Annotated in this window: 16 protein-coding genes, 3 tRNA genes and 2 pseudogenes; 7 read left to right on the top strand and 14 right to left on the bottom strand. The window is 43.3% G+C overall.

Annotated elements, in window-relative coordinates:
* Nucleotides 1-277 precede the first annotated feature (277 nt).
* A pseudogene (locus tag ACS72_RS13360) lies at nucleotides 278-1882 on the top strand (bifunctional 3-(3-hydroxy-phenyl)propionate/3-hydroxycinnamic acid hydroxylase).
* A gap of 74 nt (nucleotides 1883-1956) precedes the next feature.
* Here ACS72_RS13360 and ACS72_RS13355 read toward each other — a convergent pair.
* The 7 genes and pseudogenes from ACS72_RS13355 to ACS72_RS13330 form a co-directional block, all read right to left on the bottom strand.
* Nucleotides 1957-2573: pseudogene (locus ACS72_RS13355) on the bottom strand (glutathione S-transferase family protein).
* A gap of 129 nt (nucleotides 2574-2702) precedes the next feature.
* Entirely contained in the window at nucleotides 2703-3596 is an 894-nt protein-coding gene (locus ACS72_RS13350; RefSeq protein WP_004891841.1) for a LysR substrate-binding domain-containing protein, read from the bottom strand.
* 13 nt (nucleotides 3597-3609) lie between these two features.
* A complete protein-coding gene (locus ACS72_RS13345; protein ID WP_034593102.1) occupies nucleotides 3610-4797 on the bottom strand; it encodes an MFS transporter in 1188 nt (395 codons plus the stop codon).
* Nucleotides 4798-4828: 31 nt separating this feature from the next.
* Nucleotides 4829-5392 carry a TetR/AcrR family transcriptional regulator gene (locus ACS72_RS13340; protein WP_008307536.1) on the bottom strand — a complete coding sequence of 188 codons (564 nt, stop codon included), beginning with the start codon at nucleotides 5390-5392 and terminating at the stop codon, nucleotides 4829-4831.
* A 132-nt stretch (nucleotides 5393-5524) separates the two neighbouring features.
* Complete coding sequence (locus tag ACS72_RS13335; protein WP_004814807.1) at nucleotides 5525-6046, bottom strand: acyl-CoA thioesterase; 522 nt, start codon at nucleotides 6044-6046, stop codon at nucleotides 5525-5527.
* A 296-nt stretch (nucleotides 6047-6342) separates the two neighbouring features.
* Nucleotides 6343-6519, bottom strand: a complete 177-nt coding sequence (locus tag ACS72_RS18235) for a hypothetical protein (protein ID WP_171249867.1) — start codon at nucleotides 6517-6519, stop codon at nucleotides 6343-6345.
* A gap of 344 nt (nucleotides 6520-6863) precedes the next feature.
* A complete protein-coding gene (locus ACS72_RS13330; protein ID WP_005222992.1) occupies nucleotides 6864-7862 on the bottom strand; it encodes a patatin-like phospholipase family protein in 999 nt (332 codons plus the stop codon).
* A 122-nt stretch (nucleotides 7863-7984) separates the two neighbouring features.
* Here ACS72_RS13330 and chrA point away from each other — a divergent pair, with 122 nt between their 5' ends.
* Nucleotides 7985-9193, top strand: coding sequence for a chromate efflux transporter (gene chrA, locus ACS72_RS13325; RefSeq protein ID WP_048882377.1), 1209 nt, complete (start codon nucleotides 7985-7987; stop codon nucleotides 9191-9193).
* 52 nt (nucleotides 9194-9245) lie between these two features.
* Here the strand turns inward: chrA and ACS72_RS13320 are convergent, their stop codons facing one another.
* Together ACS72_RS13320 and gltS are read right to left on the bottom strand one after the other, a co-directional pair.
* Entirely contained in the window at nucleotides 9246-10721 is a 1476-nt protein-coding gene (locus ACS72_RS13320; protein WP_005222998.1) for a sodium:alanine symporter family protein, read from the bottom strand.
* Between the two features lie 55 nt (nucleotides 10722-10776).
* Entirely contained in the window at nucleotides 10777-12015 is a 1239-nt protein-coding gene (gene gltS / locus ACS72_RS13315; RefSeq protein WP_048882376.1) for a sodium/glutamate symporter, read from the bottom strand.
* Nucleotides 12016-12905: 890 nt separating this feature from the next.
* Here gltS and ACS72_RS13310 point away from each other — a divergent pair.
* On the top strand, nucleotides 12906-13613 hold the full coding sequence (locus tag ACS72_RS13310; protein ID WP_048882375.1) for a nitroreductase: 708 nt from the start codon (nucleotides 12906-12908) through the stop codon (nucleotides 13611-13613).
* A 48-nt stretch (nucleotides 13614-13661) separates the two neighbouring features.
* Here the strand turns inward: ACS72_RS13310 and ACS72_RS13305 are convergent, their stop codons facing one another.
* Nucleotides 13662-14870: a multidrug effflux MFS transporter gene (locus ACS72_RS13305; protein ID WP_048882374.1), complete on the bottom strand. Its 1209-nt coding sequence runs from the start codon at nucleotides 14868-14870 to the stop codon at nucleotides 13662-13664.
* A gap of 150 nt (nucleotides 14871-15020) precedes the next feature.
* Here ACS72_RS13305 and yccS point away from each other — a divergent pair, with 150 nt between their 5' ends.
* From yccS to ACS72_RS13285, 4 genes are all read left to right on the top strand, one after another.
* Nucleotides 15021-17195: a YccS family putative transporter gene (gene yccS / locus ACS72_RS13300; protein WP_004814789.1), complete on the top strand. Its 2175-nt coding sequence runs from the start codon at nucleotides 15021-15023 to the stop codon at nucleotides 17193-17195.
* Between the two features lie 85 nt (nucleotides 17196-17280).
* Nucleotides 17281-17841, top strand: a complete 561-nt coding sequence (locus tag ACS72_RS13295; protein ID WP_004814787.1) for a YcxB family protein — start codon at nucleotides 17281-17283, stop codon at nucleotides 17839-17841.
* Nucleotides 17842-18007: 166 nt separating this feature from the next.
* Entirely contained in the window at nucleotides 18008-20644 is a 2637-nt protein-coding gene (locus tag ACS72_RS13290; protein WP_048882373.1) for a sulfite reductase flavoprotein subunit alpha, read from the top strand.
* A gap of 98 nt (nucleotides 20645-20742) precedes the next feature.
* Nucleotides 20743-21525: a YdcF family protein gene (locus ACS72_RS13285; protein WP_048882372.1), complete on the top strand. Its 783-nt coding sequence runs from the start codon at nucleotides 20743-20745 to the stop codon at nucleotides 21523-21525.
* 25 nt (nucleotides 21526-21550) lie between these two features.
* Here ACS72_RS13285 and ACS72_RS13280 read toward each other — a convergent pair whose 3' ends face one another.
* From ACS72_RS13280 to ACS72_RS13265, 4 genes are all read right to left on the bottom strand, one after another.
* Nucleotides 21551-22012, bottom strand: a complete 462-nt coding sequence (locus ACS72_RS13280; protein WP_048882371.1) for a DUF2750 domain-containing protein — start codon at nucleotides 22010-22012, stop codon at nucleotides 21551-21553.
* A 73-nt stretch (nucleotides 22013-22085) separates the two neighbouring features.
* Nucleotides 22086-22161 (bottom strand) — tRNA-Val (locus ACS72_RS13275).
* 102 nt (nucleotides 22162-22263) lie between these two features.
* A tRNA-Asp gene (locus ACS72_RS13270) sits at nucleotides 22264-22340 on the bottom strand.
* Nucleotides 22341-22363: 23 nt separating this feature from the next.
* Nucleotides 22364-22439: transfer RNA gene (locus ACS72_RS13265), tRNA-Val, on the bottom strand.
* Nucleotides 22440-22451 lie beyond the last annotated feature (12 nt).

Raw genomic sequence — 22451 nt, 5'->3', positions numbered from 1 at the left:
TACTCTACAGGAACTTTAAATGGCTGATTGCAGACCTCTGCATTCAGCCATTTTTCTAAGCTATTTTTACTTTCCATCATAATAAATGATGATTATTAAATCACTCCCGACTATGAGATATATTAATTAATTTTAATATTTATCAATAATATAAATATTAAAATTGTTTTTTAACCATGCATTATAACTATGTAGCACCGACTATGGCATAGCTTGTTTAGACTTTGGATTTAGCCCTTAATCAACTTCATTCTGGACGGATTTAAGGAACCTTGCGATGAGCAATGCAAATTACACAACTGAAGTAGCCATTTTGGGTGCAGGTCCGGTAGGTCTGACGATTGCCAACTACCTGAGTAAACAGGGTGTACAGGTCACTGTAGTTGAACAGCTGGACAGCCTGATTGATTACCCTCGTGCAATTGGCATTGATGATGAATCATTGCGTACGATTCAATCATTAGGTCTGGTGGATCAGGTCCTTCCACATACTACACCCAACCATGCGATGCGTTTCCTGACTCCAAAAGGTCGCTGTTTTGCGGATATTCAACCACTGACACGTGAGTTTGGCTTCTCTCGCCGTAATGCATTTATTCAGCCACAGGTAGACAATGTTCTGCTGCAAGGTCTAAAAAAGTATAAGAGAACTGAAGTACTGTTCTCTCGTCACCTGACTCATTTCAGCCAGGATGCTGACAGCGTGACACTAAATGTCCAGACTAAAGATGGCGGCTCAGAAGTTGTACGTGCGCAATACCTGATCGCATGCGATGGCGGTAACTCTTATGTGCGTCGTACTTTAAATATTCCATTTGAGGGTGAAACTGCACCAAACCAGTGGATTGTGATCGATATCGACAATGACCCATTGGCAACCCCGCATATTTACCTGTGCTGTGACCCGGTGCGCCCTTATGTATCTGCTGCCCTGCCTCACGGTATCCGTCGTTTCGAATTCATGGTCATGCCAGGTGAAACGCAGGAAGAATTGAGCAAGCCAGAAAATATTGCCCAACTCTTGTCTAAAGTCCTGCCAAATACTGATGGTATTGAAGTGATCCGTCAGCGTGTTTATACCCATAATGCGCGTATTGCGGACAAATTCCGTGCCGACCGTATTCTGCTTGCCGGTGATGCTGCGCACATCATGCCTGTATGGCAAGGTCAAGGCTATAACAGCGGTATGCGTGATGCCTTTAACCTGGCTTGGAAAGTAGCACTAGTGGTACAAGGCAAAGCAGGTCCAGACTTGCTGGACTCTTATCAGGTAGAACGTAAGGACCATGCCAAAGCGATGATCGATCTTTCAGTCATGGCAGGGCACGTGCTTGCGCCACCGAAAAAATGGCAAGGTTTTGTGCGTGACGGTATTGCCTATGCATTGAACTATATTAAGCCAATCAAACAGTACCTGCTGGAAATGCGCTTTAAACCAATGCCGAAATATCATGATGGTGCGTTACTGGCGAATGCTCAGAAAGATTCTCCAGTTGGCAAAATGTTCATTCAGCCACAGGTCAAACTGGAATCTGGTGAAACAGTATTACTGGATGAAGTCATTGGTAATGATTTTGCTATCATTGCCTGGGGTGTAGATCCGAAATAGGGCTTAAACAAGGAATCAATGCAGCAATGGAAAAAACTTGGTGTGAAGTTCATTCAGGTCATTCCTGCGGTCCAGCTGTCTAATCAACAGCGCAAGCAATATGAAGATGTTATTACCATTGGTGATATCGGCACTGATATCCATACATGGTTTGGCAAGACCAAAGATTCTATCGTCATCCTGCGTCCAGACCGCTTCGTAGCAGCTCTTGCCATTCCTCAATCTATGGAAAGCACAAGCAAGGCGCTGTTCAACAAGCTTCATGTTAAATAATAATTGACCTGACTTAAAAAACCACGCTACGGCGTGGTTTTTTTATGTATGGATGACAATAAATAAGGTTTCAGCTAAGTACGGTATCGCTGAAACCATGGAATATCTTTGAGTGAATCACGGTACGCCATCTGCTGTAGAAAAGGCTTGAACTCATCAAAAGGTGGTAATATTCCGGAGGAAATAGCAAAGATTAAACAATAAGCCACATATAAATCTGCAGCCGAACATTTTTCACCAAGTAAATATGGATTCGCTTTCTGTATTTCGTGCTTAAGGAAACTAAACACAGAATCTTCGTGACCAAAGCTCAGGCTTCTACGATTCTTTTCGATCTCTGTCTGAAGTACCTTGAGGCTTTGATATCAATATATTCAGTCAAAGGACCATGGCAGAAGAACATCCATTTCAGATAAGCCCCGCGTTTAGGGTCATCTAGTGCAGGTGCCAGACCTTTCTCCCGATATTTATCTGCCAGATAGACATAAATTGCTGCCATTTCTGAAATGACAATACCATCATCCACCAGACATGGAACCTTACCCATGGGATTAATCTGCTCATAAGCTGGCTGGTGCATCTCAGTATAAGCAATTTCAATCTGCTCAAGCTGATTTTCAATCTCCAGCTCTTTCAGCAAGGGCAGCAAAGTCAGGCCGCGAGACTGCGGATTATTATATAAGGTCATCATAATCGTGAACCTATGCTTTATTTTATTCCCTGACTATAGCGTTATTTTAGAGCGAGATGAGTGAGGATATGCTACCAATCATTTCATCCTCATCTGTGTCGGTTTCCCTAGCCGATCCCTCTCCCTAAATTAAAATAAATCCAGGCAGAATTTTTCTTTTAACACTTTCAGGATCAGGTTAATCACTTCATGTTTCTGATCCTTGCGATAAGTCGCATACAAACCAATCATCGGGAGCGGCTCGATGGTCTTTTTCACCATAATATTTTCACCTAATAACGGAATGACATAAGCCGGCACTAAACTCCAGCCTACTCCCATACCGACCAGATTCACATTCAGCAAAATATTGGTGGAATGTTGTACCACATTGACCTTAATACCTGACTTCTTCAAGAATTCATGGATGATATTAAAGAGCTGAGGTGAAGCCTGTTCATCACTGATCACAAAGTTACGTCCTGCAAAATTCTTGATACTTAAGGCAGGTATATCTCTTACATCGGAGTCGCGCGGTACGATCAAGGTTAATGGCTCATCAAAAATCTTGATCGATTCAAATTCTGCTGAAGGATCTGGATAGCGGGTAAAAGCGATATCAATTGTCCCCTGGCGAAGCCATGAGAACTGTTCAGCATCGGTCAGGCTATGAAACTGGGCTTTTAAATCCGGAAAATGCGCACGGATATTCGGCATGATGTAAGGGAAAATTTTCATTTCTGCCACAGGTACAAAGCCAATATCCAGATGCTCTTTTTCCACTTCTGCGACTTGGCGAGCCAATTGGATCGCCCGTTCAGCATGTTCCAGACTCTGCAAAGCTTCTTTGAGAAATACCTCTCCTGCTTCGGTCAGCTCAACTTTACGGTTAGAACGCTCTAATAGCTTGACCCCAACTTCCTGTTCCAGATCTTTGATCTGCTGGCTAAGAGAAGGCTGCACTGTATTTAGCTTTTCCGCAGCACGAGTAAAGTTGAGTTCGCGTGCAACCATACAAAAATAACGTAAATGTCTAAGTTCCATGTTCTTATTCCTGTTATATCGCTACTTTTTTTCGTTTTTTGGATATGGTGTATCGATAGACCAGCAGAGTCAATATCACGATCATCGCACATAACATATATGTGGTTTGATACCCCCAATGCGCTATAAAAATACCCATCATTACAGACCCGACTGCCAAACCAAGATCAAACAAGGTAAAGAAGGTTGAGATGGCATGTCCCATACGCTGTTTCTCCACCGCCTGAATCGCCAGAGTTTGCAGGCATGGGAAAAGTGAACCATAGCCAATCCCAATGAAAACAGCGGAGAGCCACAACATCCATTGATTATTGACTAAAGTGACCAGCACCAGACCTAAGGCAAAAAAGATCAATGATGGGTAGATCACGGCGTCTGGACCTTTACTGTCATAAAACTTACCGACCCAAGGACGTACCAGCAACATGGACAACGCGAAGACAATAAAGAACAGGCTGACATAGGCTAGCAGCTGCTTGGTTTCTGCAAAGACCGTAATAAAGCTGGTAATACTAGAATAAGCAAATGCAGTAAGTAGTGCTACAAAGCTCACAGCCAGGACTTTAGTTTCAATAATATCCTGCAAGCTTAATCGCGATTTTTCTGCGGTTTTTAGTTTCGCTTGAGGCAGCTCTCGAATATTCAAGATTAAACTAAAAATCAAACCCAAACTGATCAGGACGGCGAGAATGCCAAACAGCATCTGAAAGCTGGTGAACTGAATCGTAGTCAAGGCAATCAGCGGACCAAATACTACGCCCAGATTGGTCGACATGACGAAATAACCCATCCCTTCCCCTTTACGCTGATCCGGAATAAAGTCATTGGCTACCGGTACGGTCACCGTAGTCAAAATACTGAACCAGATGCCATGCAGAAAACGCACGATCAGTAGTGAACTCATGCTATCAATCAGCAGATAACTAAAGGCAAACAGCGCAAATAAGAGTCCTGCCCCACGCATCGCCAGTTTCTTACCCAATTTCTCAATAATCAAGCCTGAAAAAGGGCGAATGGCAATAGAAGACACCAAAAATAAGGTCAGCGCCAAGCCCGCTTCTTTCACCGTTCCACCCAGATCTGTGGTGATGTAGATTGGCAAAATCGCGATCAGGGCAAAATAATAGGTAAACAGAAATAAATTATTCAGTACGCACAAAATAAATGAGCGATTCCATAAGGGAGCTGTCGTGCTAGACATAAAAACCAACTATATACAGAAAATTCTAAAATCAGGCCTGAGGTCTTGCAGGCTGGAGTATCAGTGCAACCAGCGCGCGGATATAGTTTTCATCCGGCATTTTGTTAAAAAAGATAATCTGGTAGTGAATCGGCCCGTACAAACAGTCCAGCATCAATTCAAAATTATAGTCCGCACAGATTTCTCCACGCTCAATCGCTTGCTGGATCAAGCCGCGCATTTGTTCTCGACGCGGTAGCAGATACTGGGTGAAAAATTCCCCTGCAAGTTCACGATGATTAGCCATCACCACCAGTAATGCCCGTCCTACCGGATGATCTAGTGCCTGAGATAACCGTATTAATTGCTGTACCAGGTTATCTTCCAAGGACCTGGAAAAATCCAGATCAAAAATAGACGCGGTATGTGCTCTGAAGGTATCCAGAACCAGTTCAGACTTATGTTTCCACCAGCGATAAATGGTGGACTTACCCACCCCCGCCCGTGCAGCGACATCTTCAATGGTGAGCTGATGATATTCATATTCAGTCAATGCTTCCGCCACCGCCTGCAAAATACATTTCTGACGACGTGAGCCTTTTTCTTCTAGTGTCATATAATCTGTCAAAAAACGAAACGATACGTATCGTTTCATATTAGATGATTTATAAGGTTATGACCAGTCCGTATGAAAAGCACAGGCCAAAAAAAGACCTCTAATTTGAGGTCTTTTTTCACTTTATAGAAATTAGCTGTGGGCTGTTTTCTTATAAATACTGCAAGAAGGATGATGATTTTCTTGCAGTCGAGCAATCTTACGCTGTTCAGCTGCTTCAAAACGACAACGTTTCCAGTCATTATCAAGATTCAGTGGCGGAATATGTTGCGGTTTACCATTTTCATCGACTGCCACCATAGTAAAGTAGCAGCTGTTGGTATGACGCACAGTACGTTTCTGGATATTCTGCGCCTCTACACGGATCCCGATTTCCATCGAAGTACGACCCACATGATTCACACTCGCCAGGAAAGTCACCAGTTCACCCACGTGAATAGGTTCTTTAAAATTCACTTTATCCACAGACAGCGTAACCACATAACTGCCTGAATAGCGGCTCGCACAGGCATAAGCAACCTGATCCAGCAATTTCAGAATGGTACCACCGTGGACATTTCCTGAAAAATTCGCCATGTCTGGCGTCATAAGAACAGTCATTGTTAATTCTGACTGATCGTCTGAAGCTGGTGCAATTTGATCTAATGGGGCCATCGCTTTCTTTGAACTCTTTGAATGACAATGATATAAGCACATTATTATATCGTTTTTACTGCTAATTAAATGTTCTATTCGGCAAAAAATCCATCATTATTATTTATATGAAAAATGATTTCATACAGAAATAAATATAATAGAAGCAGCTTGAATGATATTCCATCGAACCTGTATTTCAGAAAATCATTATTCACTTATTATTTTCATGATGAATAATCTGCATATAGATTGAATTAAGAATTTATCCAGACTGTTTTTATAACTTCTCATAGATAAATTCTTTTACTCATCCTTTAGTCAGCACTGAGTCTTAACATTTCCTGAGCGACATTTTGATAACTCAATACTTGCTGACCGTCGAGCTGTATTTCTACGGTATAAGTGCCATCCTGATGTGTAGCAGTTACTTTAAAGATGTATTGCTCAAACTGAGCCAGTTTGACCTGCTGCCCGACTTCAAGATTATTCATATATCACCCCAGATTTGATCTTATCTGTTTTCATCAATTGCATTCTGACATGACTGATTGAATTTTCAAACAATTGATAAACTTAAGTATATAAATAACCATATAAAATTCTAAAAATATATACTTTAATAATACATTAATTCTAGTAATTTATTTAAATTTCAGCAGCTTATATTTTTAAGGCTGATTGTTTTTTATTAATATATACTTAATAACACTTAGCTCATATTTTCTATAGATTGATATTTTCTTATAAGTAATTCTTATTATTTTTTTGAATATATGAATTAAAAAACCCTCATTTATTACAAATAAGGGTTTTAATTGAATAGCTACTTTAGAGATTATTTTTCACGGGCCAGTAACTGTGGAATCTGATGTCCCTTTGCATAATCATATTTCTGATATACCTGTTCAATTTCAAGCAATTTCCCCCGTGCCGCTTCAATACCCGCTTCCATAGTCATGGTTCTGCCACGCACATCAAAAATATGTCCTTTCTCACGCAAGTCTGGCTGGATCACTACATCCGCATGTTTTAATTCTTCAAAGGCAAGCCGCTTCTGCATGATGTTGATGTTCTGATTAAACAAGCCCCAGACATTGGTCGTTTCGGTATGAATCGGCTGCGCCAGAATATCGATGGCAATGACAATATCTGCACCCAGTTCACGAGCAACATCTACAGGTACCGGACTAACCAGACCGCCATCCACATATTCCTTTTCTTCAATCATGGTGGGAATGAACATACTTGGAATCGCGACCGATGCACGTACCGCCTGACCGGTATTACCATAATTAAATACGACTTTCTTGCCTTCTTTCAAGTCTGTCGCCACCACAAACATGGGGATCTTCAGGTCCTGTAAAGGAACATTATCTACCTGCAAGTTGACATAGTCTTCGACTTTTTTGCCATCAAAGAAGCCTTTTAGATCGATTCTGAAATCCCGGACATCATTGGCTTTCATGCTCAGCGCAATATTGCGCAGCTCAATCGCAGGTTTGCCACTGGCATAAATAGAACCAACAATGCTGCCCGCACTGGTTCCCACAATCATGTCCGGCTGAATGCCTGCCTGCTCCAGTACCTCAATCGCGCCAATATGCGCATAACCACGAGCACCACCACTGCCTAAAACCAGCGCAACCACAGGACGCTGCTCGGTCGTTTTAATCTTCAGAAAATCGATTTGATTCGGACGTGCTTGTGCTGTGCTGTACTGCATTTGCTTGGATTGAATACCTGCATTCACTGCCATCACTCGCTGATCAGGCATGCTCTGACAGCCGTTTAAAAACAGTCCCAGCATGATGAAGCTCAACCCATAGTTCCGCATACAGCACTTATCCTCATTTTAATAGCTGCATAGTGTATAAACACCATGTTAAATTAACTGTTGAATTTCGTAAATTTGTCATACAGTTTGAATAACTTGTAGCTATTTAAACCTGTATTACCATGCAGTCACCTACCCTTTATCAGATTTTTCTGACTTTCTTCAAGCTTGGATGTACCGCATTCGGCGGGCCTGCTGCACATTTAGTATTTTTTCACCATAAGATGGTCGGTCAATTGAACTGGTTGAATGATGCCCAATATCAACAACTGGTGGCATTGGCCCAATTACTGCCAGGACCCAGTAGCAGTCAGGTCGGGATCGGCATCGGCTATATGCAACGAGGTTATAGCGGTGCCTTAATGGCCTGGCTAGGTTTTACTTTGCCATCTGCACTGTTAATGACTTTGGTTGCCGTGCTCGGACAGCGCTACTTTCATATTTTAAACTCACATAGCTTTCATGTGATCCAGCTTATTGTGTTTGCAGTGGTCAGCTGGGCATTCTGGCAAATGTTGCGTAGCTTCTGTAAATCCTGGTGGCAATATAGTCTAATGATCGCTGCCACAATCTTTCTGGCTGTCGTCCCACTCAGCTTTAACCAGATCCTGGTGATTCTACTGGCTGGCTTGATCAGTATTGTGATGAGCAAGTTTCAAAGTCAAGCACTGTTACAATCGACACCAGTGAAAAATGCCACTCTAGACACCCCCTATATTCAGAAAAATCATGCAGTTTACTGGTTTATCGCCTTTTTGCTACCCTTCATAAGTATCCCCCTTCTGGTTCAGTACCTGCACTGGTCTGAACTCGGTTTCTTTGCCGATTTCTATCGAACAGGTTCTCTGGTCTTTGGTGGTGGACATGTCATTTTACCCCTGCTTCATCAGGACTTTGTCAGCACCCAGCTGGTCAGTGCACAGGCTTTTGACCTAGGCTATGCTTTTGCCCAGTTGATGCCTGGTCCGCTGTTCAGTTTTGCTAGTTATCTTGGTGCTTTATTGGACTGGACCGATCAGCTGTGGCTCAATGCCCTACTGGCGACTATTGCTATCTTCCTGCCCTCATTCTTGCTGATTTTTGCAAGCTTACCTTACTGGTCCTGGCTGATGCAGCAAGCTGTGATCCGTCATGCAGTGGCAGGGATTAATGCAGCAGTGGTCGGACTGTTACTTTATCTGGTCCTGCAACTTGGACAAAGTTATCTGAAGCGCTGGGAAGATGTGGTATTTATAATCGTGATGATTTACCTGCTACGGTCAAAACTTCCACTCTGGTTCAGCCTGATTGCAGGCTTCGCAGTCTATTATAGCTATCTCAGTTTTTTATAAAACTGGAGCCATAAAAAAGCCCCGAATGATTCGGGGCTTTTTCAATAGGGTTTTACCAGATATCGGATTTGACTTTGTCTTTAAACTTAGGATGTTGATCCAGTTTAAACACTGGCTCTTTCACCCCACGCTTTAACTGACCAGTATAGTCTTTCAGAAGCATCAGGATAAATGGCATCAATAACAGAATCGCAATCAGGTTAATACTTGCCATCACACCCATGAACAGATCCGCCATGTTCCAGATCAGTGGTACGCTGGCAATCGAACCGAAATACACCATGAACAGTACCAGAATACGGAAGATCATCATCACACCTGGATTGTTATTGATGAACTGCACATTCCCTTCTGCATAGGCATAGTTCCCGATAATGGAAGAGTATGCAAACAGGAATAGAATCAATGCCAGGAAGTCATCCCCCCAAGCACCGATCTGGCTTTCTAGTGCCATCTGGGTCAGGGTTACGCCTTCAAATCCGGCATTTTCATACAGTCCAGACACCAGAATAATGATCGCGGTACATGAACACACCACAAAGGTATCTACAAATACACCGAGCATTTGTACTAGGCCCTGATTCACCGGATGTTTTACATCCGACGCAGCAGCAGCATTCGGCGCAGAACCCATCCCTGCTTCATTAGAAAACAGGCCACGCTTGATACCCATCATCATCGCCATAGAAACCATGGCACCGAAGAAACCACCTGCAGCAGCTTCAAACTCAAACGCTTTAGTGAAGATCAGCTGGAAGATAGATGGCAGCATATCGTAATTGATCACAGCAATATAAAGCGCCACAATCAGATAGAGAAGCGCCATAAATGGCACAAAGCTTTCAGCAACTTTTGCAATCCGCTTGATGCCACCGAAAATGATCACCGCAGTGATCAAGACCAGAAATAGACCTAACCATGAAACTTCAAGGTCAAAACCACCCAATGGCAAGTTCAGATTCGCTTGATCCCAGCCCCAGGCATGTGAAGTTGCACCAATAATCGCATTGGCCTGCACCGCATTAAAGACAAAGCCGTACGTCAAAATCAGCGCGATAGCAAAGAGGATACCCAGCCATTTCTGTTTCAAACCTTGCGTAATGTAATACGCTGGTCCACCACGGAACTGCTTGTTCTGGGTATCACGAATCTTGAACAGCTGTGCCAATGAAGATTCAACAAATGCCGAACTCATCCCCAGAAAAGCGGTAAACCACATCCAGAACACGGCACCTGGACCACCAATGGCAATGGCAATCGCAACACCAGCAACGTTACCCACACCTACACGGCTAGCCAAACCCGTTACAAAGGCCTGGAATGGTGTGATCCCATGCTCATCCTTGGTTTCATTCCGGCTGCGTTTCATGACTTTCATACTGTGCCAGAACAGACGAATCTGTACGGCCCCAGTCATGATGGTATACAGAATACCCACTGCCACTAGGAAGACGACCAGAAAATCCCAAAGTGGACCATTTAGGGCATTGACCCAACCCAGCAGGGTTTCATTGAGCTGTTCATTCATATTCAATCCTTTCTATCCGTCTTAGATTTATTGTTATGACTCTGCATATCTATCCTTATACAAAGAATTTCAGAATTACCTGAATCACAGTGGCATTGATCAAGTCTACGAAGAACGCACCACAGAGCGGTACAATCAGGAAGGCCTTATGTGATGCACCGTACATATTGGTAATGGCCTGCATGTTTGCAACTGCCGTCGGTGTTGCCCCCATACCGAAACCACAGTGACCTGCTGCCAGGACAGCCGCATCATAGTTTTTGCCCATGACACGAAAGGTTATGAATGCTGCGTACAGTGCCATGGTAATAGTCTGTGCACCGAGGATCACCATCAGTGGGCCAGCAAGGTCGGCTAATTGCCATAATTTCAGAGATAACAATGCCATTGCCAAATAAAGTGACAATGAGGCATTACCAAATACATCAATCGCGCGGTCAAAGACCTTAACCTTAAATACACCTTCAAGCACGTTACGCAGGATCACACCACCAGCCAGCGCCCAAACGAAGGTTGGCAGTTCAAATGCAGTGCCTTTACTGAAACCGGTCATAAATTCTGCAAATGCCAGACAGCCTGCAAACAGACCTAGTGTAGTAATCGCATTATCTGCGGTAATCAGGCGTACGCGGTGTGGATATTCAAATGGAATGTATTCAGTTGAATTCACATCTAGCGGAGTATTATCACGTTTTTCAACCTGAGCCGCAGTACGAGGCGTGGCTAATTCATGGCGGCTAATCAGCATTTTCGCTAAAGGACCACCGATGATACCGCCAATGATCAGACCAAAAGTTGCACTGGCCATACCAATCACCAAGGCACCCTGGATACCATGTTGCGTTTCCAGAATCTCGCCCCATGCACCTGCCGTACCGTGACCGCCAGTGAGTGTAATTGAGCCTGCAATCAGACCGATCAGTGGATCAATACCCAACAGGCTAGCCAATGTCATACCGACAGTGTTCTGTACCATGATAAACACTGAAACTGCGATCAGGAAGATCACCAGACCAATACCACCTTCACGCAGCTTGGCAAAGTTTGCACTCAAACCAATCGATGCGAAGAAGATCAGCATAAAACTGGTCTGCAATTCTGCACTTGTGGTAATACTGTAACCCCACAAGCTATGGATGATCAGGGAGATAATCGCTGCAACCAGACCACCTGCAACAGGTTCTGGAATGTTATAGCGCTTTAAAAAATCGATTTTATTAACCAGGAAACGACCGAGCAATAAGACAATCACTGCAGCAATCAAGGTATAAAATGCGTTAAAAGTAAAATCCATAATTATTTGCCCAAGATGATTCTGAATTTTTGTTGTTCTAAAAGTAATCTTTTGACCTAAGTTTAGTGGATGATGTCCACCTCCCTACCCTATATCAGTCAACACGGACAGTAATCTCTTTTAGAAAAACAAAACAATTCAGCACCTGATTCAAATTCGTTAATGCAATCTGGCAGATTGCATATAACCCTAAGACCATCTTAAAAATACAATGTGCGAAATCTTGAGGCTGTTAAACAGTCGGTTCTGCATCGAAAGATGAGATAAAAGCTTCATCATCCTGCAGGATCTCGAAGCACAATATTTTTAAATTCATTCCAAACCCACAGATACGCTACAGAAATACCGCGATAACCACAGTTTTTTATATTTACGATCCGTTCAGAATGTTTAGAATGAACCTTCAGATGAAAAGTCGGACATTATGCGGTGTCTTAATGCACTGTATTATTGTTTTTTATTAACAATAGTCTGACTTTTCATAAAAATAATTCATAAATAGATAATTTTTTGATCTATCTTTCCTTATTTTAAAGTTTTAACAATTCATTATAAATACCGCATATTTAATGGAGATTCATTGAAGCTTCGATCTATTTTATTAGGATTATTGTAGTCTATATTGCTTATACAACATTTTTATTAAAGTTTTATTTATCTTAATCACAAGATATTTAAGAAAAAATTAATTTATAGATAGCTAATATTGGATTTAGCCGAGAATAAGAGGTGCAGCTGCATGTTTTAGAGATATGAAGTATTGATCAATTCCTAAAAACCAATATTTTTAGTTTAACCTTTACTTATGGATGAACTTACTTCATCGCATCAGCTACTATCATTTGTTTAGTTTATAGTCAGAACCTATCATCAAGGAAATAACAATTCATATGGATCAAACAATCGTCAATGCTGTGGATCAAACCATCACTTCCCGTCATTCAGTTCGTGCTTTTCTGAATACGCCTGTAGATCAAAATACCTTGAAAGATATTTTAACGGTTGCCAGTCGCGCACCTTCCGGTACCAATACCCAGCCCTGGAAAGTCTATGTACTTACAGGTAAAAAACGCGATGAACTGGTCGAGAAAGTATGTCAGGCACAAATGGAAATTTATCAGAATCCAAAACTGGCTGAGCAATATAAAGAAACTTTCTCTTATTATCCTGAACAATGGCTTTCACCTTTTATTGACCGTCGCCGTGAAAATGGCTGGGGACTGTATGGCTTGCTGAATATTCAGAAAGGCGAAAAAGAGAAAATGGCACGCCAGCAGTTGCGTAATTTCCAGCTGTTTGATGCCCCAGTAGGTTTATTTTTTACTGTACACAAATCATTAGGCATTGGCTCGAAAATGGATATTTCCATGATGATCCAGAACGTGATGCTGGCAGCTAAAGCACGTGGATTAGATACTTGCCCGCAGGCAGCTTGGAACCATTTTCATCCTATTGTGCTAGACGTGGTGGGTGCTCCTGAAGATGAAGAATTGGTTTGCGGTATGGCTCTCGGCTATGCAGATCCGGAGGATATTGTAAATACTTTCATTACACCACGTGTGCCGGTTGAGGACTTTGCTGTCTTTTTAAATGATTAATCGCCTGAACTTGTAAGCTTATCTTGAGCAGTTATGCCGTCCCTAAGTTTAATCCCTTTTAGGTGACGGCAGCCGCAGACGATAAATGGTCGCTGCCGCAATCCCAACAAAGATCGCCATTACCAGCGCCATATTAAATAAAGCATTCCACCACATAAAGTTCAGCAGAATCCCGCCAAGCAGACCACAGGCAAACTGCATGCTGCCCATAATGGCACTGGCAGTTCCGGCACGTGCACCTTGCTCAGACATCGCAATTGCCATAGCATTTGGCCCGGTAAAACCAATGGATGCTACCACCATAAACATGGCCATAATGACCAGAATTAGAGATTCAGTCTCAATTATTCCCAGCACCAACAAAGCAATTACGCCACCAAGTTGTAAGGTCGTTCCGATTCTTAAACGACTTAAAATCCCAAACCGATGTGCCAGCTTTTTATTCAGGGTGGAAAACAGCATGATCCCGACTGCATTACCACCAAAGACATAGGCAAACTGCTGCTCGCTTAAATGAAAATGATCCATCAAAATCGCTGAAGATGAGGTGATATAACAGAACAGGACTGCACTGGAAAAACAACCAGCAAACATTGGCTTTCTGAAACTTTCATCCTGAAAAATTGCCTGATACAGGCTCATGACCTGGGTAAAACTCAATTGCAAACGGCGCTCTGGCTCCAGGGTTTCTTTAAAGAAAAAATGTACGCATGCTAGAATCACCAGACCGAACAGCATCAGCAATACAAAAATCATATTCCATTCAAATACCAGTAATACCCAGGCACCCATACTCGGCGCTAGAATTGGAGCAATCGTACTGACAATCATCATGCTAGCAAAAGCCTGAGCTGCTGAATGCATATCCAGGCGATCACGGATCGCAGCGCGGGCAATTACCACACCAACACATCCGCCTAAGGCTTGCAGCACCCGTGCGGCAATTAGACTCCATTCATTCTGGGCAAATACACAAAGCAAACTTGCCACTACATATAAGGCTAAACCAAAGTATAATGGCGGTTTACGTCCGATACGGTCACTAACCGGACCATAGACCAGCTGCCCGATCGCCAGACCCAGAAAATAGGCGGGCAAACTGTTTGCCACCTGTTGGGTAGTGACACCAAAATCATCAGCCATTTGTGGCAATGCCGACAGATACATATCAATAGAAAGCGGGCCAAGTGCAGTGAGGGATGCCAGTAGTATGATCCAGGACATGGCATAGTTTTTATTGGTCGTTGTTGTCGACATAATAATATTTAGAATTTAAATGAGCGCTGTGCAGACAAGTTTACACAGAGCATAGTATGATTTGTGAAGCAAATTTACTTATTTTTATTGCTAAATTTTCACACACTTATTAAGTCTTTATCTAAAGACAGTGGTATAGAAGGACGAATCTTGAAATCCTGGCTCACTCGTTTCAAGCAAACCACCGGCAATACGACCTTTATGTATAATCTGCGGATGATCATTGCCTTTGCAGGAACTGCCTTTGTGCCTTATCTGATGGGTCAGCAGTTAATGACCATTCCACTGACCTTGGGCGTGGTGGCAGCAGGTTTAAGCGATATTGACGACCGCTTCTCGGTCCGGATTCTGAATCTCCTCTATACTTATATTGGCTTCTTTATTACAGCCTCTGCCGTTTATCTATTATTTCCGTACCCGATCCTGTTCGCCTTGGCACTCATCGTGTCCTGTATTGGCTTAATTCTGCTCGGCTCGCTGGGACGGCGTTATGCTACGATTTCCTATGGCTGTCTGGTGATCTCGGTCTATTCCATGCTCGGGGTAGAACTGTTTGATAACTGGTACACCCAGGCAGGCCTGCTGGTTATCGGTGCCATGTGGTATGGCCTGTTATCTACAATTAGTTTCTTGCTGTTCCCTGCCCGTCTGGCACAAGACAATTTGGCCAAGTGCTATTCGTCGCTCGGTAACTTTCTTTATGCCAAATCGAATCTATTTGATGTTGATATGACATCGAGTAGTTATCAGCAAAGCATGATTGAACTTTCACTTGAAAATGGCAAATTAATTGCGATTTTTAATGATATGAAAGCTGCTTTGCTGACCCGACTCAAGGGAGATCGAGGACAGAAAGACACCCGTCGCAGCCTGCAATATTATTTTATTGCCCAAGACATTCATGAGCGGGCGGACTCAGCGCATATTGATTATCAGAAACTGGCAAAGATTTTTGAGCATAGCGATATTCTGTTTCGCTTTCAGCGCATTTTGTCGATTCAGGGCAAAGCCTGTAAGGACCTGAGCGAAAGTATCCTTCAGCGCGAAACATACCAGCATAATTCGCGTTTTAAACATGCCTTTAAGAACCTGCGCTATTCGCTGGATAAGTTACGTCAGGAACAGCAATATGATGAAGTCTGGATCAATGCACTGTTTTCTCTGTATCAGAACTTAAAATCGATTGATGCCCAGTTACGTAACCTGGAAACCGAACGCAATATTAAGTTCGAGCGTGCCAAACATATTGAAAACCAGCTCAAAGATGACGACTTAAAAGGCTGGGAAGATATCCGGATCCGGATCAAACAGCATCTGACCCCGGAATCCGTACTGTTTCGTCATGCGGTGCGTTTGTCGATTGTACTGCTGATTTCTTATATCTTTGTACAGCTGACCAATATCGAATATGGATACTGGATTCTGCTGACTGCCCTGTTCGTGAGTCAGCCTAACTTTAACGCCACCAAGCGCCGCCTACGTCTGCGGATAATCGGCACACTAATTGGGATTAGCCTGGGCTTTGCCGTTCTGTATTTTGTCCCTTCAATCGAAGGTCAATTACTGCTTCTGATCCTGAGTGGCGTGCTGTTCTTTGAATTACGCAGCAAGCAGTATGCGCAAGCTACAGCCTTCATTACCATTCTGGCTTTGATCAACTTTAACCTGGATGGTATGGGCTTTTCCGCAGCATTGCCACGGATGATTGATACCCTCATTGGCTGTGCGATTGCCTGGTTCGGGGTGAGCTTTATCTTCCCTGACTGGAAATTCCGCCGTCTACCGCGTTCAATCAAACGTTCTTTAAATGCTGAGGTCGATTATCTTAGCGAAGTGATTGAACAGTATAAAACTGGGCGTAACAATGGTCTGCGTTACCGGATCGTGCGTCGCGCTGCACATAATACCGATGCTGAAGTAGCTTCCCTGATTTCGACCTTGGCGACTGAGCCCGATTTTGATCCTTTGCAAAAGAGCCAGGCTTTCGAATTCCTGTGTCTGAATCATACCCTGATCAGCTATATTGCTGCGCTAGGTGCGCATCGTGAAAAAATCGAAGACCAAGAAATTTTGAGTCTGCTAGATCAAGCGCTTGAAGACATTCGTGGGGCATTACTGGCCGATGAAGTGCCCGATCTTAGTGCACAGAATATGATCCACAATATTCGTCAACGCCTGTCACACCAGCAGGATGAAGACCAGAAATCCCTGATCATTTTGCAGCAACTGTCCCTAATGTTCAGTATCTTGAATCAACTCAGTCAGTTAAAGCAAAGTTTAAGCCATGAACGTGATGAACAGGCAACCGAATTAGCCTCATTATAATTTGACTGATTTTGGAACAATATACTCACTGAATTGGTACAAATAATGCTAAACTTTTTGCAGTTTTAAATTTGTAAATTTCACTATGACCGCGAAAAATTTATACGCCTATACCCTACAGCCTGTGAACTATGAAGTGACAGAACAGGAACAACGTCATGCTCAGCTAATGATCTGGCGCAGTACCAATAAAATTGGCATGAAAGCCTGGCTGATCATGGGTGCAGTTGTGGCACTTTCTATTCTGGGCATTATCATGCTCAAGAACTATTCTACGATTTTTTGCTGGGTGGCACTGGTGTGTGTCGTGCTGTACTACCTGATCCGTACTTTTGGTCTGGAATGGTATGTAAAGCGCAAGATGAACGAATTTCCAGTTCAGGAAATTAAAGGTATTCGTCTGGGTGTACAACCTCACGGGATCGTGATGCGTCAGAAAATGGGTCTACAAGAAGGTGTAGGTGCGATTGGCTGGAAAGACATCTATGAATGGTACAATACACCTGAATTCATGCTGGTTAATTTCAAAGTTAAAGGTCAGCAAGGTGCTTATATCCTGCCAAAACGCCTGGATAGCAAAAATTTCTCATTCGAAACCATTCGCAAGCATTTACGTGAAGAAGTAGGCGAACCGAAAGAAATCTGATACGAACTTTCATTAAAAAACCTCCTACCTGGGTACGGAGGTTTTTTTGTATTCATAACTGTAAACGATAATGAGAATAAATATTATCCGCAAAATCCATCATTCTATTGCGATATTCCTTTATAATCAGACCATTTTCTAATATTCGTATTTTCATCCAACGACCATGTTTAAAAAAACCTTTTTCCAGATCCACTGGTTTCTTGGAATTACTGCCGGTCTGGTCCTGTCAATTATGGGCGTTACCGGGGCGATATATTCCTATGAACAACAGATCCTGAAATGGATCAATACGGACAGTTATACCGTACAGGCACAATCCGGACCGAAACTCAGCCCGGCTGAGCTGTATCAGCACTTTAAGCAGCAAAATCCTGAGATGCAGATTAACAGCGTGAGCCTGGATGCCAGTCCAACAGGATCCAGTACGGTTAATATTGCCAAAGAAGGTGCTCGTCGTGGCTACAACATGATGGTCAACCCGTATACGGCTGAAGTACTACCTGAAATCAAAGGCCGTGAGTTCTTCCAGTTCATACAGCAGCTACACCGTTATTTAACCATGGGTCCTGTCGGCAAGCAGATCACAGGTGCCTGTGCCCTGATGCTGATTTTCTTTGTCTTGTCGGGTCTTTACCTACGCTGGCCAAAACGCCATTCAGTGAAGCAGTGGCTAGCTGTGAAGCCGCAACTGAAAGGTCGTAACTTCATCTGGGATCTGCACGCGGTTGTTGGAACCTGGGTCGTGATTTTTTATCTGATCCTGGCGTGTACCGGACTGTACTGGTCTTATGACTGGTGGCGCAACGGTATGTTCAAGGTGCTGGGTGTAGAACGTCCACAACCTGAAATGCAGCAAGGTCAAGGCGGCCGTGGTGGTGCAGAACAAGGTCGTAATGCTGGCGAATCACGTGGTGAAGGTGCAGGCGAACGTGGTCCACGAAGCGAAGGTCAGCGCGAAAATCGCGGTGAAGGTCGTGAGAAAGGTGTTGATGATACCCTTCTACTTACTGCATTGAACAAGAGCTGGGCAGGTTTCCAGAATGAATTCAATGATAAATATTCAACGGTTACTTTTAATATTCCTAAAAAAGTCGATGGTGAACTGAAACTCAGCTTTACCGATGTTGAAGTTCAGCATGAGCGTGCCCGTAATAATGCTACTTATAACTATCAGGATGCAGCTTTTACATTGGTAGAAATGTATGAAGACAAAAAGCTGAATGAGAAGATCATGAGCAGTATGTTACCGGTGCACCGTGGCAGCTTCTTTGGTCCGATCTACCAATTCTTTGCTATGGTCGCGTCACTGCTGATGCCACTTTTCTTTATAACCGGCTGGATGCTGTATCTGAAGCGTCGTAAACAGAAGAAATTAACCCTTGCCGCACGTCAAGGCGCTACAGCCATCGATATTGACCCAAATGCCAAGCCTTGGCTGATTGCTTATGCCACACAAACCGGTGTTTCTGAACAGCTGGCATGGCGTACCGCAACTGCCTTGCAACAAGCACATCAACCAGCAACGGTAAAATCCGTACAACAGCTGACGCTGGCTGATCTGCAACAGGCTGAACAGGTGCTCTTTATTGCAAGTACTTATGGTACCGGTGAAGCACCAGACCTGGCTTCGTCATTTGAGAAGAAAATTATGTCCGGTCAGGCTGACCTGAGTCATCTTCATTATGCTGTACTGGCGCTGGGTTCTAAAGAATATCCGGATACTTTCTGTAGTTTTGGTCACCGTATTGATCAATGGCTGAAAAATAATGGTGCTCAGCAATTATTTGCCACTATTGAAGTCGACAATGCCAGTAACGAGCATATCCAGCAATGGAATGCCGCACTCGCTCAGTCAACTCAGCTAGAACTTCAGGCCATGGATATTGATAAAACCTTTGACGATTGGACCCTTGTAAAACGTGAGGTGTTGAATCCAGGCAGTCTGGGAGCTCCAGCCTTTAACCTGGAATTTAAACCTGAACATGAAGCACAATGGCAAGCGGGTGATATTGCAGAAATCCAGCCAGGGAACAGCGCTGAACGCATTGCGCAATTCCTGGCAGCACACCAAATTCCCGCAGGTACTGTAGTTGCCTCTATGCAGCAACGTATAGAAGACATCCTCTGGAACCGTGATCTGACTCAGCCAATTTTCCCATTTATTTCTTCAGAAGAATTACTGAATCAGTTACCCGTGTTACCAACACGTGAATATTCTATTGCCAGTATTCCAAGCCAGCAGATCTTACGTCTGGTGGTTCGTCAGCAAAAGGATACCTCTGGTGAAATTGGTCTAGGTTCAGGCTGGTTAACACAATATGCTGCACTCAATGCACCTATTGCCTTGCGTATTCGCAGCAATGATTCCTTCCATCTGGTGGATGATAACCGCCCAATTATCTGTATTGGTAATGGTACCGGGATCGCTGGCTTGATGAGTTTACTGCATACTCGTAACCGTCAGGACTATAATGAAAACTGGCTGATCTTCGGTGAACGTCAGCGTGCACACGATTTCTTCTATCAGGAAACCCTGGAAGCCTGGCTGACTGTAGGTACACTAAAACGTCTGGATCTGGCATTCTCACGTGATCAGGCTGAAAAAGTTTATGTACATCACAAGCTCCGTGAACAGGCGGATGAGCTGAAAACCTGGGTGAACAATGGTGCTGTGATTTATGTCTGCGGTAGCATTGATGGCATGGCCAGTGATGTCGATCAGGCACTGATTGATATTCTAGGTGAATCAACTGTTGATCAATTACGTCAGGACGGTCGTTATCGCCGTGATGTGTATTAATCAGTGAATGATAGAAAAACCGGGCCATGTTGCCCGGTTTTTTCTTGCCTATAGAACTGAAATACCTACAATAAAATATGAAAATTACAGGATTATTCATGTCAGATTTTTATAAACGCCTGATCAGTAGTATTGCAGGGATTTTACTGAGTGCAGACAGTCTCTGGTTACTCTTACAGAACAAGATTCATCTGGGAATCTTGCTACCACTATTGATTGGCGTGTTACTGATTATTTACGCCCTGTTCTTTTCCTATTTCCAGCAATGGCACCAGCACTCCAGGTTTCGTTCCAGTGTATGGAAATGGATGTGGATTGGACTTTTTACCTGGGTCGCCAGTGTTCTGATCTTCTTTGGTTATATTCAAAGCAATATCAATAGTGATAATACCCAATTGCCAACCAAGGCAATCCTGGTTTTAGGTAGTGGTATAGAAAACAACCGACCCTCGCCAACCTTGCAAAAACGTCTCGACACTGCAGCTGACTATGCACAATTCCACCCAGAAGCATTGATCATTATGACGGGCGGCTTGAGTTTTCAGGAGAAATATACTGAAGCCGAAGTGATGCAGACTTACCTTAAACAGTCATATCCTGCTGTTCGTAATCTAGTTGCAATGGAAGATCAAAGTACCAGCACCGAACTCAATCTGATCAACTCCAAAAAGATTTTAAACCGTCATCAGATTACTTTGAATGATCCAATTACCATTCTCACCAGTGACTTTCATAGCATTCGTGCTCGTGCCATAGCCAGACATCAGGGCTATACACAAGTCATCAGTATTAGCGCAGAAACGCCACTATATATTCGCTATAACTCGTGGCTACGCGAGTATTTTGCTTTTCTTAGCGGCTGGTTGCTGAATGAATATTAAAAAAGAGTTATTTAAAAGATGAAAATCAATGCAATCGGATTTGGCGTGGCAATGGAATATGACCGCTTTTAAAGATCTCTGGCTTCTGCACATAAATCTGATACAGATAATTCTTGATATCCAGCAGCATTTTTTCTGGCGCAACCAGAATATTTTGCCCTTCAGGCGTCAGATCTAGAGATAAAGCGGTATGCTCTTCACGCAGGAAAGGAATCACTTTTTCAATAAAATCTTTGAAGCTGATTTCCTGAATTTCGTATTTTTCCCAGTTATCTTTGATGAGCAGTTTTGCCAAGCCTTTACTCTGCCAGGTTGCAAAAGCCTTTTGCCCTGTTGGCGTTGCACAGAGTGCCCAGCCATCTTGGTATAAGGCGTAAATGCAGCCTTGTGCCACAATTGTTTCGATGAACTGTTTATAAACTTGTAGAGGATCGTAAGGAGTATTATGAGTTTTAGTCGCGGCCTTGCGCTGATATGGATTTCTCATAGCCATGAAATCTTATAAATTATTATAGACTTAGGATTCTATGGAAAATTTAGATTTTAAGCAAGAGAGAATATGGTGGGCGCTGACGGGATCGAACCGCCGACATTCTGCTTGTAAGGCAGACGCTCTACCAACTGAGCTAAGCGCCCTGAAGAGTAAAAAATAACATCGTTATTTTTTATGATGCAAGACAAGCGAAGCGCGTAGTCTTGGACTTTGATAACACATTCTTCACATCAGGAAATGAAAAATGGCGCAGCGGACGGGACTCGAACCCGCGACCCCCGGCGTGACAGGCCGGTATTCTAACCAACTGAACTACCGCTGCGTGTCGTATATCTATAAAAGATATGGTGGGCGCTGACGGGATCGAACCGCCGACATTCTGCTTGTAAGGCAGACGCTCTACCAACTGAGCTAAGCGCCCTTAAAGGGTCAA

Origin of the sequence: Acinetobacter sp. VT 511 (assembly GCF_001077515.1) — a bacterium.
GTDB classification, from domain to species: Bacteria; Pseudomonadota; Gammaproteobacteria; order Pseudomonadales; family Moraxellaceae; genus Acinetobacter; species Acinetobacter schindleri.
This window is presented reverse-complemented; position numbering and strand designations above follow the sequence as displayed.

What these genes read in the sequence shown, in the direction of transcription:
- chrA (WP_048882377.1), top strand. Translation starts at nt 7,985, where the DNA reads ATGCAGTCACCTACCCTTTATCAGATTTTTCTGACTTTCTTCAAGCTT.
- gltS (WP_048882376.1), bottom strand. Translation starts at nt 12,015, where the DNA reads ATGGATTTTACTTTTAACGCATTTTATACCTTGATTGCTGCAGTGATT.
- ACS72_RS13305 (WP_048882374.1), bottom strand. Translation starts at nt 14,870, where the DNA reads ATGTCGACAACAACGACCAATAAAAACTATGCCATGTCCTGGATCATA.
- ACS72_RS13335 (WP_004814807.1), bottom strand. Translation starts at nt 6,046, where the DNA reads ATGGCCCCATTAGATCAAATTGCACCAGCTTCAGACGATCAGTCAGAA.
- ACS72_RS13290 (WP_048882373.1), top strand. Translation starts at nt 18,008, where the DNA reads ATGTTTAAAAAAACCTTTTTCCAGATCCACTGGTTTCTTGGAATTACT.
- ACS72_RS18235 (WP_171249867.1), bottom strand. Translation starts at nt 6,519, where the DNA reads ATGAATAATCTTGAAGTCGGGCAGCAGGTCAAACTGGCTCAGTTTGAG.
- ACS72_RS13310 (WP_048882375.1), top strand. Translation starts at nt 12,906, where the DNA reads ATGGATCAAACAATCGTCAATGCTGTGGATCAAACCATCACTTCCCGT.
- ACS72_RS13345 (WP_034593102.1), bottom strand. Translation starts at nt 4,797, where the DNA reads ATGTCTAGCACGACAGCTCCCTTATGGAATCGCTCATTTATTTTGTGC.
- ACS72_RS13280 (WP_048882371.1), bottom strand. Translation starts at nt 22,012, where the DNA reads ATGAGAAATCCATATCAGCGCAAGGCCGCGACTAAAACTCATAATACT.
- ACS72_RS13330 (WP_005222992.1), bottom strand. Translation starts at nt 7,862, where the DNA reads ATGCGGAACTATGGGTTGAGCTTCATCATGCTGGGACTGTTTTTAAAC.
- ACS72_RS13320 (WP_005222998.1), bottom strand. Translation starts at nt 10,721, where the DNA reads ATGAATGAACAGCTCAATGAAACCCTGCTGGGTTGGGTCAATGCCCTA.
- ACS72_RS13350 (WP_004891841.1), bottom strand. Translation starts at nt 3,596, where the DNA reads ATGGAACTTAGACATTTACGTTATTTTTGTATGGTTGCACGCGAACTC.
- ACS72_RS13285 (WP_048882372.1), top strand. Translation starts at nt 20,743, where the DNA reads ATGTCAGATTTTTATAAACGCCTGATCAGTAGTATTGCAGGGATTTTA.
- ACS72_RS13295 (WP_004814787.1), top strand. Translation starts at nt 17,281, where the DNA reads ATGACCGCGAAAAATTTATACGCCTATACCCTACAGCCTGTGAACTAT.
- ACS72_RS13340 (WP_008307536.1), bottom strand. Translation starts at nt 5,392, where the DNA reads ATGACACTAGAAGAAAAAGGCTCACGTCGTCAGAAATGTATTTTGCAG.